The organism is Arthrobacter sp. LjRoot14 (assembly GCF_964253905.1).
In the GTDB taxonomy this organism is placed as follows: Bacteria; Actinomycetota; Actinomycetes; order Actinomycetales; family Micrococcaceae; genus Arthrobacter.
Genome location: NZ_CAXURL020000001.1, coordinates 2203947 through 2219915, shown reverse-complemented (window position 1 = coordinate 2219915; position 15969 = coordinate 2203947). Strand labels below are relative to the sequence as shown.

Genomic DNA, 15969 nt, shown 5'->3' with positions numbered 1-15969 from the left:
CGCCCCGGCAACATTGCCGGGATCCGGCTGGTTTGGGGTCAGACGAGATCGAGCCGTGCGAGCTCGCTGCGGGAGGTGATGCCGGCCTTCGAGAAGATGTTGCGCAAGTGGAACGCGACCGTCCGGGGCGACACCCAGCACTCGGTGGCGACGTCCTTGTTGGACATTCCGGAGCCGACGAGCCGGGCGATCTTCAACTCCATGGGCGTCAGCTTGACCAGGGTGGAAGGATCGCGCTTCCGGGCGGTTTCGCCGGAGGCGCGAAGTTCCTGGGCGGCGCGCTCCGCGAGGGGTTCTGTGTGCGCATCCCGGAAGGTTTCAAGGGCCAGGCGCAGATGGTGCCGGGCGTCGACCCGGCGCTGGGCCCGCCGCAGCCACTCCCCGTAGGCGAGGTGCACGCGGGCCTCGTCCAGGGGCCGCCGGGCCCGGGAGTACTCCGTCAGTGACTCGCGGAACAGCGCGTCGGCGGGGGCCCCGTCGCTGGTGAGCGCCCGGCCGTACGCCGCCGCGGCGCGTGCCCAGGGACGGTTTGTCGCCTGGGCAAACTTTTCCAGCTCGTGCGTCCAGGCGCGTGCGCGGTCGATGTCCCCGGCGCGGACGGCTGCATCGAGCCGCTCCACGGCCGCCATCCGGGCCAGCGCCGGGAGCCGGAATCTGGAGAGGTGATGAAGTGCGCCGGACCGGTCGCCGGTAGATACTGCGCGCGCGCCCTTCGCCCAGCGGGTGAGATCGTGGACAGGGTCAGCGAGGATGCCCAACGCCTGGTTGGGGACGTCGTCGAGCCGCGACACCAGTCCGTCGTATTCGTCGCTGCCTTGCATCGCTGCCAACAAGCACAGCCACGCAGTGGGGAGCAAGGTCATCGACGGCTGGCCAATGCTGAGCACCAGCGCCATGGCTTCCTCAGCGGAGCTTCGCACAGCGGCGGCGTCGCCGGCAAGGAAATGGCTGAAGCACAGCCGCTGCAGTGCATAGGCCACCGCGGTGCCGGCACCCGCCTCGCGGGCACGCGAGAGTGCCCCGGAGTAGAAATGCAGCTGGGCCTCATCGTCTCCCAGGTGCAACGCGGCGTTGCCAAGATTCCATAACACCTCCCGGTCGTCCACGTCCGCGCTGCTCCCCGCCGCCCGGTCGAAAGCCTCAATCGCCTCGCCCCAGCGGCCTTCCACGCTGAGGTTCATGGCCGCGAACATGTCCTTCAGGCACCGGGTCCTCGGGGTGTCCCCGGCAGCCGGCTCCAGCGAGAGGCCATCCGCCGGGAAAGCTGTCCCGCTGTCGGCCTGATAGGCGCGCAGGGTTGCGGCCAGGACTGCCATTTCCAGGGCGCGGAGCGGCTCGGCGTGCTGCGCGGCCCTTGCCGCTTCCACGAAAATGCGGTGGGCGAGGCCTGCCGAGCCGAGATTGACCTCAATGTGCCCGCGCAACCGGGCGATGTCCGCTACCAGTCCGGGTTCCGCCGCGCCCCCGTCCGCCTCATTGAGCAAGGCGCGAGCGTGGAGCCCCTGCCCGCAGGCCCACGCGCTGCGGGCTGCGGCAAACGTCAGCGCCGCGCGCCGCTGCGGGTCGGAACTCAGGGAGGCCGCACGCTCGTACGTAGCCAGCGCCGAGGCGTGGGCGCCGCGCCGCACCGCCCGAAGCCCCGCACGCTCCAGGGCCAGGGCCAGGTCGGGGTCAGGCCCGTCCGCCGCCGCGGCGCGATGCCACGTTTCGCGCTCTGTGTCGCCGCCCGCCGCATGGACTCCAGCCAGGGCCAGATGGACCCGGCGGCGGTCCTGGGTGTTGGATGCCTGATAGACCGCGGAACGGACCAGCGGGTGCCGGAGGGTAGTCAACTCAGCACTGAGGATCAGCAGCCCCGAATCAGCGGCCTCCCGGAAGACGTCCGCCTCCAGCCCCAGGTGGTCAGCTGCCCGCCTGATGACTCCGGCGTCCTCCGTCTCGTCCGCCGCGGCCAGCAGCAGCAACAACTGGACCGGTTTCGGCATCTGCCGGATCCTGCCGAGGAAGACCTGTTCCACCCGTGTCGGCAGGTGCAGGTGCGGCGGGAGCGCTGCCGCACCCGTACGCTGGGCCTCGCTCAAGTCGGCCGCGATTTCCAGCAGGGCCAAGGCGTTGCCGCGGGTGTCGGAAACGAGCCGGTCGGCGACTTCGGCGGCGCAGGCCCCGGGTCCCGAGCTCATCAGCAGTTCGGTGGCAGCGCCGGGATCAAGCCCGCCCAAAGTCATCTCGGGCAGGCCGTGGTCTTCAATCCTGCCCGCGGTGCCTTCCCGGACGGCGAACAGCATGACTGCCCGGTCCGCTCCCAGCCTCCTGGAGCAGAAAAGCAAGGCATCGGCGCTGGCCGGATCGAGCCACTGGGCATCGTCGATGACGCACAGCAGAAAGTGCTCCTCAGCGGCGGCAGCAAGTACGCCCAGCGTCGCGATTCCCACCAGGAAAGGCTCCACAGCCGGGCCGTCTTCCTCGCCGAATGCCATGCGGAGTGCCCTGGCCTGGGGCGGTGGGATCTGCTGGCGCAGGCGGGTAACGGGCCGGAGCAGGCGGTGCAATGCGGCGAACGGAAGGGGGGCTTCAACTTCGATGCCCTGAGTGCGGAGCACTGTGGCGGGCGGGGATTTGCGCACCACTTCGTCGAGCAGGGCGGATTTTCCGACACCGGCTTCACCACGGATAAGCAGGTTGCCGGCCGATCCGTTACGTCCCCGGGCCACGATTCCGGCCAGGACTTCAAGCTCATGCTCACGACCAACCAGCACAGGCAGAGCTTACCATCGGCCGGCACCTTTGAACCTTCGCCAAACCCGGCCGTTTGACCGGGGCGAGACGCTCTTCAGGCCGCCAAACTTGTGAACATCACAACGGCCGTCGCCGCGCCGTCAATCCGCACCATCAGACACCAACGCCAGGAGGCCCAGCATGACCACCCCTTCACGCCCATCTGCCAACCGGAACCCAGCACCGCGAAGCAGCCGCCACATCAATCTGTTCCTCTTTGACGGCGTGGAGGAACTCGACGCCGTCGGCCCCTGGGAAGTCCTGGGCCACTGGACGCAGGAATATCCCGAGGACGGGTGGAGCATCAGTTGCGTATCCGTTGACGGCGCGGACGTCGTGGGCGCAAAGAACCTCGTCCTCGGCGCCCACGGCTCCGTGGCGGACTATCCCTCGCCCGATGTCCTGATCTATCCTGGCGGCCCCGGCACCCGGCGCCTCCTGAAGGAGGAGCCGCACCTGGAGTGGGTCAGGAAGCAGCGGGCAGAGGTTCCACTGATGGCCTCGGTCTGCACAGGGAGCCTCGTATACGCGGCGGCCGGGCTACTGACCCGAAGGCCGGCCACGACGCACTGGGCCTCGCTGAACCTGCTCTCCGAGCTTGACCCGACCGTCGTCACCGACGTGGACGCGCGGTTCGTGGACGACGGCGACCTCATCACCAGCGCGGGCGTCAGCGCCGGCGTCGACATGGCCCTGCACCTGGTCGCCCGGTTCGCCGGGACCGAACGCGCGCAGGACGTCCGCCGTGGCATCCAGTACGACCCCGAACCGCCAGTCTGAGGCCGCCGGCCAGAAGCCTGGACCAGGAGACCAGCAGAACGACCCTGAACATCCCACGGTGTGCGGTAATCACTGTGCAGGGTTCGGCCACTGCGCCAGGATTCCTCGTTGCATAGCACGGCCACGGACCTTATGGCGTCCAGCTGACCGGTGTCGTCCCCCTACGGAGAGAACCGTGGATTGCCCTTTTGGGGCGTTGGATGCCGCTCACGCCCAAACCGGCAGTTTGGCCGAGGCGAGCGTGTTAGGGGCTGTCACGCTTGAACCCGCCGCTGTCAGCCGGTCCCGGGGCGGAAGCAACAAAAGATTCACCAAAGCCAGCCACAGCGCAAAAAGAGAAAGGCAACCATCATGAAGGTGTCGAAAGCACGATTCACCCTACCTGTCCTCATTTCAGCTCAGTTCGTGATCATGCTGGACACTTCCGTAGTGAACGTGGCGCTGCCCACCATGCAGCGGGACCTCGACCTCACCTCTACGGGAGTTGCCTGGGTGGTCAACGCGTACTTCCTTGCTTTCGGCGGTTTCTTACTCATGTCTGGGCGTGCCGTGGACCTCTTCGGCAGTCGGCGGATGTTCATGGCTGGAAGCACACTTTTCGCGATGGCGACGCTATTGGCCGGTTGTTCCCCAAATGAAGCAGTACTGGTCTTCGCCCGCTTTGTGCAGGGCGTGGCCGCGGCCATGATCAGTCCGGCCGCACTGTCCCTAGTTCTCTCGGAGTTCCAGGGGGCAAGCCGTGCCAAGGCAATGGGCGCATGGGGAGCTGCCTCGACAGCCGGCGGGGCCTTAGGGGTAGGGGCGGGTGGTGCAGTTACCGGTACCGCGGGGTGGAGTTGGGTCTTCTTTCTTACGATCCCGATCTCCGTAACCGCGCTCGTGGCAGCTCCCAGGCTATTCCGGGGGCAGGCCAAGCAGACGAAAAATCGCCACTTCGACGTGAAGGGCGCCTCAGCCATAACCGGAAGCGCCCTCGCTGCAATCTACTCAATGCTCTCTGGCGCCGAACAGGGATGGACGTCCCCGGAGGCACTCGGTGGGGCGGGAATCAGTGTGGGACTGTCGGTGTACTTCATTCTCTGTGAACGAAAAGCACCTGATCCGATTTTGCCGTTGACCTTGTTCCGCAGCCGATCGGTCGGTGGCGGCATCCTCGTCGGGTTCCTCGGCGGGGCCGTGAGAGTATCAACCTTTGTTCTCAGCGCCCTCTACCTTCAGGAAGTCCTGAAAGCCAGCCCTTCCGTGGCAGGGCTGGCGATGATCCCTACATCGGTAGGGGGCTTTATCGTCTCGCTACTACTCTTGCCACGGCTCCTGCGGACGCTGGGCCCCGAGCGGACACTGACAGTGGGTCTGGTGTTGCTAGCAGGAGGCCACTTCTGGCTGTCTCGGGTGCCGGCAGACATCGGATATGCGGTTGATGTTCTTCCTGGCCTGCTCGTCGCTTCGGCGGGAGTGGCCCTTAGCTTCACGCCATCTACGATGGTCATCGCCTCCGGTTTGGCTCCTGAACAGGGCGGCCTTGCTTCTGGGCTGGCAACCGCCAGTTCCCAAATCGGGGCTGCTATTGGCGTCGCCGTCTTCACGGCTGTTATGTCGGTTGGAAGGAACGACTCAGTCGAAATCGGCTTTCAATACGCATTTGTGTCCTCGGGCACGGTGGCAACTGCCGCAGCCCTCATCGCACTATTTTTCCTCCGCTCGTCAACCCTGCACAGGGAGCCCCAAACCCTTCAAGCCGAAGCCTCTAAAAGTGACGCAAAGCCCGTTGGCAGACCCTGACCCCAATGCCATAGACCATTAGCCGAACTGCCAGCGGGACGTGTGCATCTGCCTGGTCGCGCCATCAAAATCTACCGCCCTCCCGGACGTGTAGCGGGCCTCGGAGCGAGCTGGAACGTGTCGTTCGAAGCGGACGAAAATGGCCCGGAAGCCGGGAATGTTGGATTCCCATGCCACGTTTTCCTTGTGCACCAAGGCGTTGGCCCCGGGGAAGTACGCCGCCGCGCCCTTCGCCGTCGGGTACGCCACCAGGCGGAACGTGTCCGCCTGCCGGTCGTTGCCCCGGAACGTGCTCACCACATCCACCAGGTCACGGTCCTTAAAGCCGAGTTCGGCCAGGTCCTCCGGATGCACCAGGATCACCCGGCGCCCGTCCGAGATGCCGCGGTACCGGTCATCCACGCCGTAGAACGTGGTGTTGTACTGGTCGTGGCTGCGGATGGTCTGGAGCACTTGCGCCCAATCCCTTCACCCGCTTGCTTGGAGTACCGGGCGGCCCGGGCATTGATCGCGATTGCGCATGAAGGATGACATTGATTATGGCTTACTTATCTCAGCTTCAGCAGGCAGTGGGTTCACCGAAGGGCAGTGACGTGCCGGCTATGAGCCAGGCGCTGCCGTCCCACTGCATTGCATATCGAAGCTTCCAGTTTGAACAGGTTTGGCCGTTTCTGCCGTGCGCTGCATCCTGGCGTGTTTGTAGGTTTACATCAGCGGAGAGGGCATCGCCGCTGCCGCTGACGTCTACGATTTCCACCTTTTGCCAGTACGAGGATCCAAGGTCAGCACTCCATGCAACTGAGTCACCGAAAGTTGACTGGAGTTCGGGAGTGAATTGCTTGAAGGCGGCGGCGTAGGCCCCTTGGTTGATGCCCTGGCCGTGGAGCAAGAGGCTCTGCCCGATGTTGCGTGCTTGATCGTGGCTGGCCAGGACGGTGAGCGGGAAGGATCCTGAACCCGGTGCCGGGGCGTTGCCGCAGTCTTTGAGCGTGACCGGCACCGATCGTTTCTGCCATTCCTGAACGGCGGCAGCAGCCCGCGGCGCAGTCACTGCGTAGGCGATGCCTTCGGCCCGGACGTTTTCGTCGAATTCGATGGTGACGATAACACCTGAAACCTGACCATCCTGGGTAATCAGGGGTCCACCGCTGTTTCCATGGTTGATAGCGGCATCGGTTTGAATCAGATTGCCAAGAACTCGGTTGCCAATTCTCTGTTCCGCGTTCAGAGCGCTTACTGTCCCTCGGGTCAAGGTGAAAGGCCGACCTAAGGGAAATCCGAGGGCAGCGACATCAGTTCCAATTGGCGGTTCAGTTGTTCTGAACTGAAACTGATGACCTTGGACGGGGGTCTCGGTTCTTACGAGCGCCAAATCAGCGAGTTCGTTCGTACCCAGTGTTGTGGCATTTACCGTTGTGCGACCAAACGAAATGCTTATCGCGGATGCGTCCCGCACCATGTGCGCAGCGGTGACGACCAAATCCGGGCCAACAAGAAAGCCGGTGCCCGTGAAACTGTTCTCACACCTCGTGACGCTGAATTGCCCCACACCCGACTGCGCCTGTGCAACAACCTCCGGCCAACTGCTGGGAACGGCCTCCGTGCTTGGGCTCGGGCTCTGGGATGGATTCTGGCTGGGGGTAGGAGTGCTTCCGCTTGGGACAGGCCCTTGTGCGGTGGGCGGTCCGGACGAACTGGTAGAGGAATCAGGGGAAGGTTCAGACTCAGTTGTGCATCCCGTTGTCCATAAACATAAGCTCACGACTGCCGCAATCGTACAAATCATGGGACTTCGCTTAGTGCTCATCAATTGCCTCCCGGTGCTGAAGGAACGGGACAACAGCCTCAGTACATGGGTGTGAACCACTCCTGCCTACTGCCCCGCAACGCCATTCATAAGTCGTGGAAGCGGCGCATGAAATACAGCTTTGAGCCATGGAGGCAAAATGGGAGATCCCTCAATGATTCAATCAGCGGCCGCTTTTCGTTACTCAGACACCCCAGCGATGACATACTAGCACCGAAAAAATCAGATTTTCCGGATCGGTCCTATCAAATTCGAATGTATGTCACGCCGCTTTACTCATCGGCCATTCGCATGAACGCCCCTGACTCATGAACAGGCTCTGCTCGTCGCCGCCCCTGATTGGGGCTAGACCATGGAACGTGGGTTCCGCGGCCGAGCACAAATCGGTAAGGGCATGTGTTCGAACAATCCTCCAAACCGCACGATCAGATAGCATCTACCGCTGGTGAATAGATAGGGTCTGGATCCAGTCTGGCCAGATCGCCGACGACAATTGCAGCGACCCGTCAGGTTCCGACTATGCAGCGCTGGTTGGAACTGTCCGGCTGCGGGCAACGGGTTCTGGAGCCCGCGTGCCATCATGCATGCCCGGCTCCAGGGCCCAGGCGGCACGATGGAGCAAATTCGCGAGTCGGCCACGAAGGTGACCGACCTGTTTGCGTTTCCTTTTGGCGCCTTTGCCTCGATAACAGGGGCACAAGGCAACGTGCTACGAGCGGAGGCGCGGATGGTCGCCGCTTCGGCCCCATTCCTCAAGCGGGTCTCCGCAGCAACGCATGAAACCACCCACCTGTGTGTGTGCTGCGAGGCGGGACTGTTCTAACCCTGAAAAGCGAAATGTCCAACCACACCTACCGCGCCCTCGGCTGGGAAGGTGTGAGCGTGGATGCCTGGAGCACATCGGCGGGCAGGGTGCTGGTCAGCGATTGGGATGAAACTGCACTGCAGGACTGGTTCGCCACCCACGCCGCCAAGATTTCTCCGGACGGGAAACCTGACAGAACGGACCTCTCACCACTGGCTCTCGAATCGGGCCAAAACGTCACCACTGGAGAGCTGAAGTCCAAGATCCAGACCTTCCAGGACCTGCGGACAGAGATCGACCTCATCCGCCGCCAGGGGTATGCCGTAGTGGACGAGGAATTCGAGCTCGGTGTCGTGGGGGTTTCCGCGCCCGTATACGACTTCAAGCAGCGCATAATTGCTGCCTTCAATGTCAGCGCGCCGAAGCAGCGCCTTGGCCGGCACCTGGAACAGGCTGGAATGCTAGCGGCAAGAGTTGCCTCCGAATTTTCCGCCACCTTGGGCGCATCCGACGGGGTGGAGGCGAATCGCAGGTTGGCCCTGCGGCCTGAGGAGACGAAACCGCCTGCGTGACCGTCGAGTTTCGAGCTCCAGCGGGGGGGGTGGCGGGCGAGATGCCCCCCCTTTATCAAATACTCACAGCTGAGTCGTTTCCGCCGCCGCAGGCAGCACAAGGTTTACTCCACAAGCTGGTCACCGATGGGGGAACCCGGCTCCTGCTCCCCCGTCGGCTAATTCCGCAAGCATGCGGTACACCCCAACCTGACGTCGGGCACGAAGCCGAAAGGCTGTCAGAATACGGCCCGGTCCGGTCCGGTACTTCTGACAGTGGCTCCAGAAAGTCTCAGATGCCAACCTGACGGAAATGTCTCGAAAGACTTGGCGAGGACACCGAGATCGCGCCCGGTTGTGAGACATAACAACGAGGCGTTCTTCAGAAGGTAGTGATGGGGCCGCTGTGTCTCGGTTCGCCGTCTTTCAACCCTCAGCTTGGCGGACAAACTCCGTATGCCGAATGCCCGGCGGCGTTATGCGCCGGCCATTTCCGGTCATCCTCGCTTGAGCCCATGGCCGTCGAAGATCAGACCTTGAAAGTCACGAAGATAGCCGCGCACCCGGACACGGAACGGCTAGGACGGATCAACCAGACTAGGACGACTCGGAAGAAGAGTCCGGATCCCACACACCTGCACTCTGTCGCCGGGTGGGACGCCGCAGCTTCTGATAGCCCAGAAACGTTCCCGCTAAACCCTGAACGTCCTAGGAAACCTACGCTCCGGGCCGCAAAGTCATGCCGCCTGCAACAGAGCCCTGCATGAAGTGGTGAAAGCAGAGCCAGGAGGAGGGGGTCAAAATGTAGGCCGAAGAGCCGCCCGCGGAAAGGCTGTGGACAATGTCCACACCCTTTTGGCGGAACAATCGGCCACATGCCCACCCACCTGCACGAGAGAAAAGCGCCAGGACGACGAAAGTTCCTCAGGAAACCTCACCAGAGGTCACGTCGTCAGCACAACCCCACCCATGAATAGGTGAAGGACCAACCCGGCCACCAAAGAGACAAGAACGGAGCCCCAAATCACCCCACATCCCGGCCAGCACACGGCCCACAAGCCAGGGCACTAGCCCCGCCACCCAAACAACCGAATAGGCCACCGCGGCACCAGGTGCAGACCGCGGACAACGTCAGAGGGACCCGCCGAGAGTCAATGTCCACACATTAAAGCAAAAACCCCTCTGACGAGGGGTCATGCGTGCCCGAGCTGGGACTCGAACTGCATTCCTGGCCTTGAAAACGCTGGGAGGTCGCGGAAAAATGCGGAATCCGAAGCAGTCCGAAGCCAACAGGAGCCGATCCGAAGCCAAGAGTGTGGACAATGTCCACACTCTCTTCTGAGCAACTTTCAATCCGTTCGGGGTAGGAATAAGCCTCCGCCCGTGGACCGCTTAAGCGCCGCTTGGGACGTATACACTGGCAGCGCGTGCATTGGGGGGCCGCCGATGACGCGTGTTCCGACGCCGTTCAGCTATCCTTCCCGTAAAGGACCAGCAGGTCACGGCTGAACTGGTGTGGCGAAGTTTCACAGGGACTGTGCCCGCCGCTGTAGACGGCGATCCGGGCTCCGATCACCTGCGCGAAACGCCGGTGCAGGTGCAAAGGCCATAAGTCATGCTCACCGACCGCAACGAACTTCGGGAGTGCGGCGTCGGCCAGGAATTTCCTCAGGTCCGGTGCATTCTTCATTAGTCCATAGATGTCCCGGACAGAGGCCCGGCGGGTAAAACGGAAGCGGTAGTTGACGAACCGCCGGCGCCCCTTGGGAACCGGGACAAAACCCCTGCGAATGCCCCAAATCAGCAGGGCTGCCCCGATCCGGTCATTGGCCCAGCTGCTGAAACGGCCGATCCGGCCGACGCCACGGAAGCTTTGCCCGGGCTCCGGCGGGCAGCTCAAAAGGGTTAGGCTCTTGAACAGGTCCGGTCTCTTCGAAAAGGCGATTTGGGCAACAATGGCGGCGAAGGAGTAAGCCACTATATGCACGGGTTTGCCGGCGGCCTCGATGACTGCAAGGAAATCCTCGGCAAAGAGTTCGTAGTCGTAACGCCGCTTTGGTGGAACCAGCTTCTCCGGCCCCGCTGCCGCTGACTCATACTGACCGGCCAGGTCATAGCTCAGTACAAAAAAGCCCCCGCCGGCCAGGTCCGGCATCATGAGCGAGAAGTCCTCTTTCGAGCCAGTGGCGCCCGGAACCAGTACGATCCATGGATCGTCGGGGTCACCCATTGCCAAGGCCGCAAGTTGACCGCTGGGTACGGGGATGCGCATGGTCACGGAACCAGCAGGCGGGATGGTCCACTCTACGTCCCCCAGTTGGGCATCCCGCAGGGCAGCCGTATCAACCCTCGCGGAGCAATTCCCCTCTGGACCGACCCCGGACGGTTCCTGACCCTGCGTCTGCGCTGCCATGGTCCAAACATAGCCCGGACGGCTGCCTATGGTGCGGGGTCATGGTCAACAGCCTGCTGTGAGACATTCCGGACGAAAGCGCGCAGGCGCCGGTATACCTCCTGGGATTCCGGATAGCGGTAGTCCTGCTGCCATGTGTGTTCAGTGTTGGCATTCGCCCAGGAGTAGATCAACATGTCTACTGGCACGGCATTCTGTTGAAGCCGTTTAATGAAGTTCACGTTCGCCTCGTAAAAGAAGTCGCGCTCGGATGTAGTGACGAACACCGGTGGGAAGCGGCCGTCGAGCCACTCAATGGGAGACACGAAGCCGGTCGCGGTCCTTAGCCGTTCCATGCCCGGGCCAGTGGAGAAGGCACTCTGCATCCAGCCCCTAGCCTTGCCGGCCGATGGCAGCAACATTCGGACGAAGTTCAGGCTGAGGACAAAGCCGCTCTTGAAAAACACAGAGAAATCAACCACGCTGCAGTGCTGAACCAGTCCCTTCAGGTGCTTCCCGGGGACAGCTGGCTTCAAGGAGTAGTGCGCGGCGAGCTCAGGCCTGAAGATGGTAGCGGTGAGCAAAGCCGCGATCTGACCGCCGGCGGAGTCACCCCCTAAGATCACGCATTCCGGATCCCCGCCGTATTGGCCTATGTTGGCACTTACCCACGCCAAGGCTGCATTTGCATCCCTCAGAACATGGCCCATGTGGAAACGGGGAGGCTGGCGGTAGTTGACGTTGACCACAACCATCCCGCCGAGCGCCTGGTTCGCGCAGTACTTGGTCAGCGCTGACTTGTCCCCGGACGTCCAGCCTCCGCCGTGGAAATAGACGTAGACAGGAAAGGACTTTTGGTTCCCGGCTCTCCCCTCAGGGCTGTCCACAGCCGGAGCAGCAGGGGTGAGCACGTCCAGGTGGTGCGCCCGCACATTGTCGCCCAGGTAATTTATGTCGTGGACGTAGTCCACTTCCGTGATGGGTTCGCTGTTAAACCTCGTCCGCTCACGTGAGCTCACCGAGCGCATGAGGAGCCGCCATGTCCAGACCGGGACGCGGCGCACCACTCCTCGCGCCCGGCGTGCCAGCGAGAAGGCACTTTCGGAATGGTGGACCGCAGTGGTCATCCAATAATGCTAGCCGGAAGACCAGAAATGCCGAACGTCGGCGGGCCCGGGGGCCTTTCGTCCTTGTTGCCTGTTTCGCCCGCAGTATGTATTGGAGGAACACCGGTCCGCTGAAGGCCCTTCCTTGCCCAGGGTCTGGGGAAGCTGTCATGTCTGATCTGCTGAAATGGTGTCCTTTCGCGACGACCCGTTGGACCCTGCTATTCAACACGCTTATGCACCCCGTCTGGGCTGATGCACTCCCTGGACAGACTGTTTGACTCCCAGCGCTTCCGGTCCGAATTCCGGTACGGACCCTTCAGCCGCAGCGTCCCGCTTCCCGACGATGTCAAGGAAGGAGATATCAAAGCCACCTACTCCGACGGGGTATTGGAAGTCCCTGCCCACCTTTCGGACCAAGCAGCGCAGCCGGCGGCCCCGAAGACACCGGCAGTGGTTCATGGACCATACCGGCGCAGCCGCCCCGCCCACACCATCACCGCCGTGCTGTTCCAGGCAGCTGGCCAGCTCCTGTCCCCGGGATTCACGGCCAAGTCCGGCTCGCCGCGGACGACATGCTGTTCACGCGGAACCGGGCCCAAAGCGCCTTCGCCGTCCATGACACCGAACGGCTCTTTGAAAGCTGCATTAGAACGGCCTCAGCAGCGGTCGCCACGCACATGTGCTGCCGGAGACCTGGTAAGCACACAACAGTGGACACCCAATGGCAACGTCGAGCACAGCAGGTATGGCACCCGATTGCGATAACAGCGGCAGAGGGCCACCACCTTGGTCGGCCAAGTTACCTTGAGCCGTGGCTGGCCAGGTAGTTGACCATGCCGTCAACCGTTGCCACGGCCGGATAGTCGCCTTCCGGAATGTCCACGCCCATGGTCTTTGCGATGATTTCCACGAGGTGGAGAAAGTCGAGTGAGTCGAGCTCTAGGTCCTGTCGCAGCCGGACGCGGCCGGCGAGGTTTTCAAGCTCGACGTCGGGGGGCACCTGGCAGATAGCTGCCTGCACGGCCTGACGGGCGTCCTGTCCTTCATAACCTCCGGTGACTGCATCCTCCGGTGACTGCAGCAATTCAGTCCCTAAAGGTCGTGTCCGGCCGGTCCCGCGGGAACGATGCGAGGGGGTGGCGAGGGCCCCTCGACGCGGACGGGCAGCTCGTCGTCCCCCCGAAGAATGGCGCGGAGCAGCCGCCGCTCCTCTCCCCTGAGCGACATGAGCGCGTCGCCGCGCCGCAGTACCAGACCCCCGTCCGCGGTGGCGTAGCGCTTCTGCAGATCTCCCAGCTCCTCGGCTCGCAGCAGCGCGACCGTGCTAGCCCCAGCCAAGTCAACCACGCGGACCAGCGAGGAGGGTCCCGTCAGATCCGTCGCAACGACGCGCCGCTCGCTCTCGGCGAGTATCGTCTTCTGCGCTGCGCGTGTCACGACCAGGGGACGGGACGGCCCGTCCAGCAATCCGGTCAGCACGTCCGCTGCAGCGTTAGGGCGGCCCGTTCTCCGCGCCGCCGCCTGCATCCGCTGCAGGCGACCCGGCTCCCGCAGCAGCTCGTCGATCTTCCAGCCGATCGTCGCGGGAGTGTTGCAGCGGACCGCCGCCCCCTGTTCCATCAGGTAGTCGCCGTTGCGAACCTCCTGCCCCGGGATGGTGTTCACAAGCACCATGGGCAGTCCTGCAGCCATGCACTCCGACGCCGACAGGCCGCCCGGCTTGCCCACAAACAGGTCGGCGCGGCGCAGCAGCTGCGGCATCTCCGCCGTGAAGCCGAGCACGCGGTAGCGGTCGCCAGCGGGCGCCACCAGCTGCTCGATACGCTGCCGCAGCGCATTGTTGCGTCCGCACATGACCGTGGCCGTGAAGGACGAGCGCATGTGCAGCGTCTGCCGCACGACCGAGACGGCATAGTCGCCGCCAGTCGCACCCGCCGAGATCAGAAGCATCGGGGGCTCGTTTGCATCGCGCGCAGGCGCTACGTTCAGCTGGGTAGCGATAGGGATCCCCGTGGCCGCGACGCGGTCGGGGGGCAAACCCAGCGCCATCAGTTCCACCCTCCCCTCCTCCCTGGCCAGGAAGAGCGCGTGGAACGCGCCCGTAAGCCATAGGCCCTGGAAGTCGTAGTCCGTTGTAACGACGGCGGTCCTCGCGTCAATCACGCCGCGAAGGAGCAGTGACGCCAGCAGTTGGGCTGGCAGGAAGTGCGTGCAGATGATCGCGGTCGGCCGGAATCGCTTGATCGCACCGATCACCGGAAGAGCGTTCACCCGTGTCCAGGGGTCTACTGGGCCCCGGCGCCGGAACGGACGGTCGTTGATGTCGTAGCCCCACTCGACCAGCCAGGGCAAGTCCTCGACCAGGACGAAGTAACCCCTGCCCAGCAGTGTGCGGTAGAGCACGCTGCTCACCTGCAGCACGTCCAGCACCTGCACCTCGTCGATGTCGGCGCGCGCGGCACACGCCTGCTGCACCGCCGCCGCGGCGCTGTTGTGCCCCGCTCCTACCCCTGCTGACAGGATAAGTACGCGCTCCCTCCCAGCGGTGTCGGGGCCTCGTGCCGACGTTCTGCGCATGAAGAGAGTCTAGATGAGTAATTCCTATTGCGTAGGGCGGTGGGGAGCCTTTTAAAGTCAGACGGAGAGTGTTAAACCCGGTGTGACCAGTGGACGGATTCTTTGGCCCTGTCCAAAAACACCCAGTTCCCGCGGTCCGGAACGGGCCGTCCACCCTCTCGGGGGCGGGAGGTTGTTACCGTAGTCGACGGCGGTTTGCCTTTTCCTCGCCCAAGAGGGCGGATGGGGTGACTGGAGAAGGGGGGCTGCCGTGTTCGTCGGCCGCCCCTGGGCCGTTATTGTTCACTTGGGAGAGGGCGACGCGGGCGCGGCGGACAAACCTGACAGCCCGCCATCCCCCGTAGAGAGCGGCAGCCAAGAGGACTAAGCCAGTGGCAAGCAGGGCCCACGGTGCGTAGAGGACGCGCGTAGCTGCTTGGCTGGTGCCGGCCTCAGAGGTCAGCGTTGCCTCGGCGGTGCCGTTCTGGACAATGGGTGCCTGTGCGAGACGGGCGTGCAGGTCAATGCTCGCTCCTGGAAGCAGTCCATCGGGGGCGTCGAATTTCAGGCTGGTCGCCGTGTCAGGCCAGCCGGAGAGGTTCATGTCAGCGGACGGATGCAGGATGGTGTTACCGGTGTTGCGCACGGGCAGAATGAAGTCGAGGCTGTCCCTGTTCTGCTTCCAGCTCAGATTGCCGTGGGCGAGTGATTTAGCCGCGGTGCCGGCGACGTTGAGGTAGATACGCACGCCTTGGCGTTGGATCGTGTCCAGTCGGAGGGCGGTATCGCCTTTGACTGCGGTGGTCTTGCCCTGGACGGTGGGGCTTTGGATTATGAGCCCGCCTGCATAGTCTCCTGGAGCGGTGCTTTGGGGAACGGTGAGACGGAAAGGGACTTTCAGGTCCGTGTTGGCGGGGACGGTAACGCGTTCGGCATCAAGCTGAATCCACGCGCCGACACCGTTGCGTGGATCGGATTGTGCAGCCATGGCGAACGTTCCCTGCACGGTGTTCTCCCCGTCTACGGGGTAGGTGAGCAAGGTCACCGGTGAGGAGGTGTGGTTGGAGACGACGGCTGTGGCCTCCGTCGCTGCCCCGGGATAGAGGGACAGGTGGAAGAAGTCCGATTCTGTCTCCGGCCGGATACCCAATGTCCCATTGTCGACCGCAGATACGGGTTCGGCCGCGATGAAGATGCCCAGGGTCAGCAAGACCATGGCGAAGATCACTCGCAAGGGCCGGTGTGAGTGCTGGTGCGGAGACGGGGGTTTCACGTTTTTCAGTCCTAAAAGGCTTCCGGATGACCGGGGATTGCTGTGCTGTGGTGTGGAAAGGGAACGGCCGGCGGGCTGGCCAGCGGAGGTTGCCTGCTTTCCGGCCCGCCCGCCTTCCCCTGTCGGGGGCAGCGGGCGG

The 15969-nt window shown here is 63.4% G+C and carries 11 protein-coding genes and 1 pseudogene; 4 read left to right on the top strand and 8 right to left on the bottom strand.

The window, feature by feature from the left end:
• Positions 1 to 38: 38 nt before the first annotated feature.
• Positions 39 to 2756 (bottom strand): helix-turn-helix transcriptional regulator, encoded by a 2718-nt coding sequence (locus ACSQ12_RS09905; protein WP_436065264.1) that lies wholly within the window; start codon positions 2754 to 2756, stop codon positions 39 to 41.
• 160 nt (positions 2757 to 2916) lie between these two features.
• On the opposite strand from ACSQ12_RS09905, the gene ACSQ12_RS09900 reads away from it, so the two are divergent.
• Together ACSQ12_RS09900 and ACSQ12_RS09895 are read left to right on the top strand one after the other, a co-directional pair.
• Entirely contained in the window at positions 2917 to 3555 is a 639-nt protein-coding gene (locus ACSQ12_RS09900) for a DJ-1/PfpI family protein (protein WP_436065263.1), read from the top strand.
• A 351-nt stretch (positions 3556 to 3906) separates the two neighbouring features.
• Complete coding sequence (locus ACSQ12_RS09895) at positions 3907 to 5337, top strand: MFS transporter (RefSeq protein WP_436065262.1); 1431 nt, start codon at positions 3907 to 3909, stop codon at positions 5335 to 5337.
• A gap of 18 nt (positions 5338 to 5355) precedes the next feature.
• Here ACSQ12_RS09895 and ACSQ12_RS09890 read toward each other — a convergent pair.
• Both ACSQ12_RS09890 and ACSQ12_RS09885 read right to left on the bottom strand, forming a co-directional pair.
• A pseudogene (locus tag ACSQ12_RS09890) lies at positions 5356 to 5790 on the bottom strand (molybdopterin dinucleotide binding domain-containing protein); the annotation flags it as partial.
• Positions 5791 to 5896: 106 nt separating this feature from the next.
• Positions 5897 to 6886: a S1C family serine protease gene (locus ACSQ12_RS09885; RefSeq protein WP_436065261.1), complete on the bottom strand. Its 990-nt coding sequence runs from the start codon at positions 6884 to 6886 to the stop codon at positions 5897 to 5899.
• Positions 6887 to 7981: 1095 nt separating this feature from the next.
• On the opposite strand from ACSQ12_RS09885, the gene ACSQ12_RS09880 reads away from it, so the two are divergent.
• Positions 7982 to 8521, top strand: coding sequence for an IclR family transcriptional regulator domain-containing protein (locus tag ACSQ12_RS09880; RefSeq protein WP_436065260.1), 540 nt, complete (start codon positions 7982 to 7984; stop codon positions 8519 to 8521).
• A gap of 1447 nt (positions 8522 to 9968) precedes the next feature.
• Here ACSQ12_RS09880 and ACSQ12_RS09875 read toward each other — a convergent pair.
• Positions 9969 to 10772 carry an alpha/beta fold hydrolase gene (locus ACSQ12_RS09875; RefSeq protein WP_436066970.1) on the bottom strand — a complete coding sequence of 268 codons (804 nt, stop codon included), beginning with the start codon at positions 10770 to 10772 and terminating at the stop codon, positions 9969 to 9971.
• A 167-nt stretch (positions 10773 to 10939) separates the two neighbouring features.
• Positions 10940 to 12019 (bottom strand): alpha/beta hydrolase, encoded by a 1080-nt coding sequence (locus tag ACSQ12_RS09870; protein ID WP_436065259.1) that lies wholly within the window; start codon positions 12017 to 12019, stop codon positions 10940 to 10942.
• 234 nt (positions 12020 to 12253) lie between these two features.
• Here ACSQ12_RS09870 and ACSQ12_RS09865 point away from each other — a divergent pair, with 234 nt between their 5' ends.
• Positions 12254 to 12766 (top strand): Hsp20/alpha crystallin family protein, encoded by a 513-nt coding sequence (locus tag ACSQ12_RS09865; RefSeq protein WP_436065258.1) that lies wholly within the window; start codon positions 12254 to 12256, stop codon positions 12764 to 12766.
• A 34-nt stretch (positions 12767 to 12800) separates the two neighbouring features.
• Here the strand turns inward: ACSQ12_RS09865 and ACSQ12_RS09860 are convergent, their stop codons facing one another.
• The 3 genes from ACSQ12_RS09860 to ACSQ12_RS09850 form a co-directional block, all read right to left on the bottom strand.
• The gene (locus ACSQ12_RS09860; RefSeq protein WP_436065257.1) at positions 12801 to 13085 is read right to left on the bottom strand and encodes an acyl carrier protein; all 285 of its coding nucleotides are present in this window, start codon (positions 13083 to 13085) and stop codon (positions 12801 to 12803) included.
• Between the two features lie 8 nt (positions 13086 to 13093).
• The gene (locus tag ACSQ12_RS09855) at positions 13094 to 14578 is read right to left on the bottom strand and encodes an MGDG synthase family glycosyltransferase (protein WP_436065256.1); all 1485 of its coding nucleotides are present in this window, start codon (positions 14576 to 14578) and stop codon (positions 13094 to 13096) included.
• Between the two features lie 175 nt (positions 14579 to 14753).
• Entirely contained in the window at positions 14754 to 15830 is a 1077-nt protein-coding gene (locus ACSQ12_RS09850) for a WxL protein peptidoglycan domain-containing protein (RefSeq protein ID WP_436065255.1), read from the bottom strand.
• Positions 15831 to 15969: the final 139 nt, after the last annotated feature.

Excerpts from the sequence above, each read along its gene's own strand:
- ACSQ12_RS09900 (WP_436065263.1), top strand. The coding sequence starts at position 2,917 with ATGACCACCCCTTCACGCCCATCTGCCAACCGGAACCCAGCACCGCGA.
- ACSQ12_RS09895 (WP_436065262.1), top strand. The coding sequence starts at position 3,907 with ATGAAGGTGTCGAAAGCACGATTCACCCTACCTGTCCTCATTTCAGCT.
- ACSQ12_RS09880 (WP_436065260.1), top strand. The coding sequence starts at position 7,982 with ATGTCCAACCACACCTACCGCGCCCTCGGCTGGGAAGGTGTGAGCGTG.
- ACSQ12_RS09875 (WP_436066970.1), bottom strand. The coding sequence starts at position 10,772 with ATGCGCATCCCCGTACCCAGCGGTCAACTTGCGGCCTTGGCAATGGGT.
- ACSQ12_RS09870 (WP_436065259.1), bottom strand. The coding sequence starts at position 12,019 with ATGACCACTGCGGTCCACCATTCCGAAAGTGCCTTCTCGCTGGCACGC.
- ACSQ12_RS09865 (WP_436065258.1), top strand. The coding sequence starts at position 12,254 with ATGCACTCCCTGGACAGACTGTTTGACTCCCAGCGCTTCCGGTCCGAA.
- ACSQ12_RS09855 (WP_436065256.1), bottom strand. The coding sequence starts at position 14,578 with ATGCGCAGAACGTCGGCACGAGGCCCCGACACCGCTGGGAGGGAGCGC.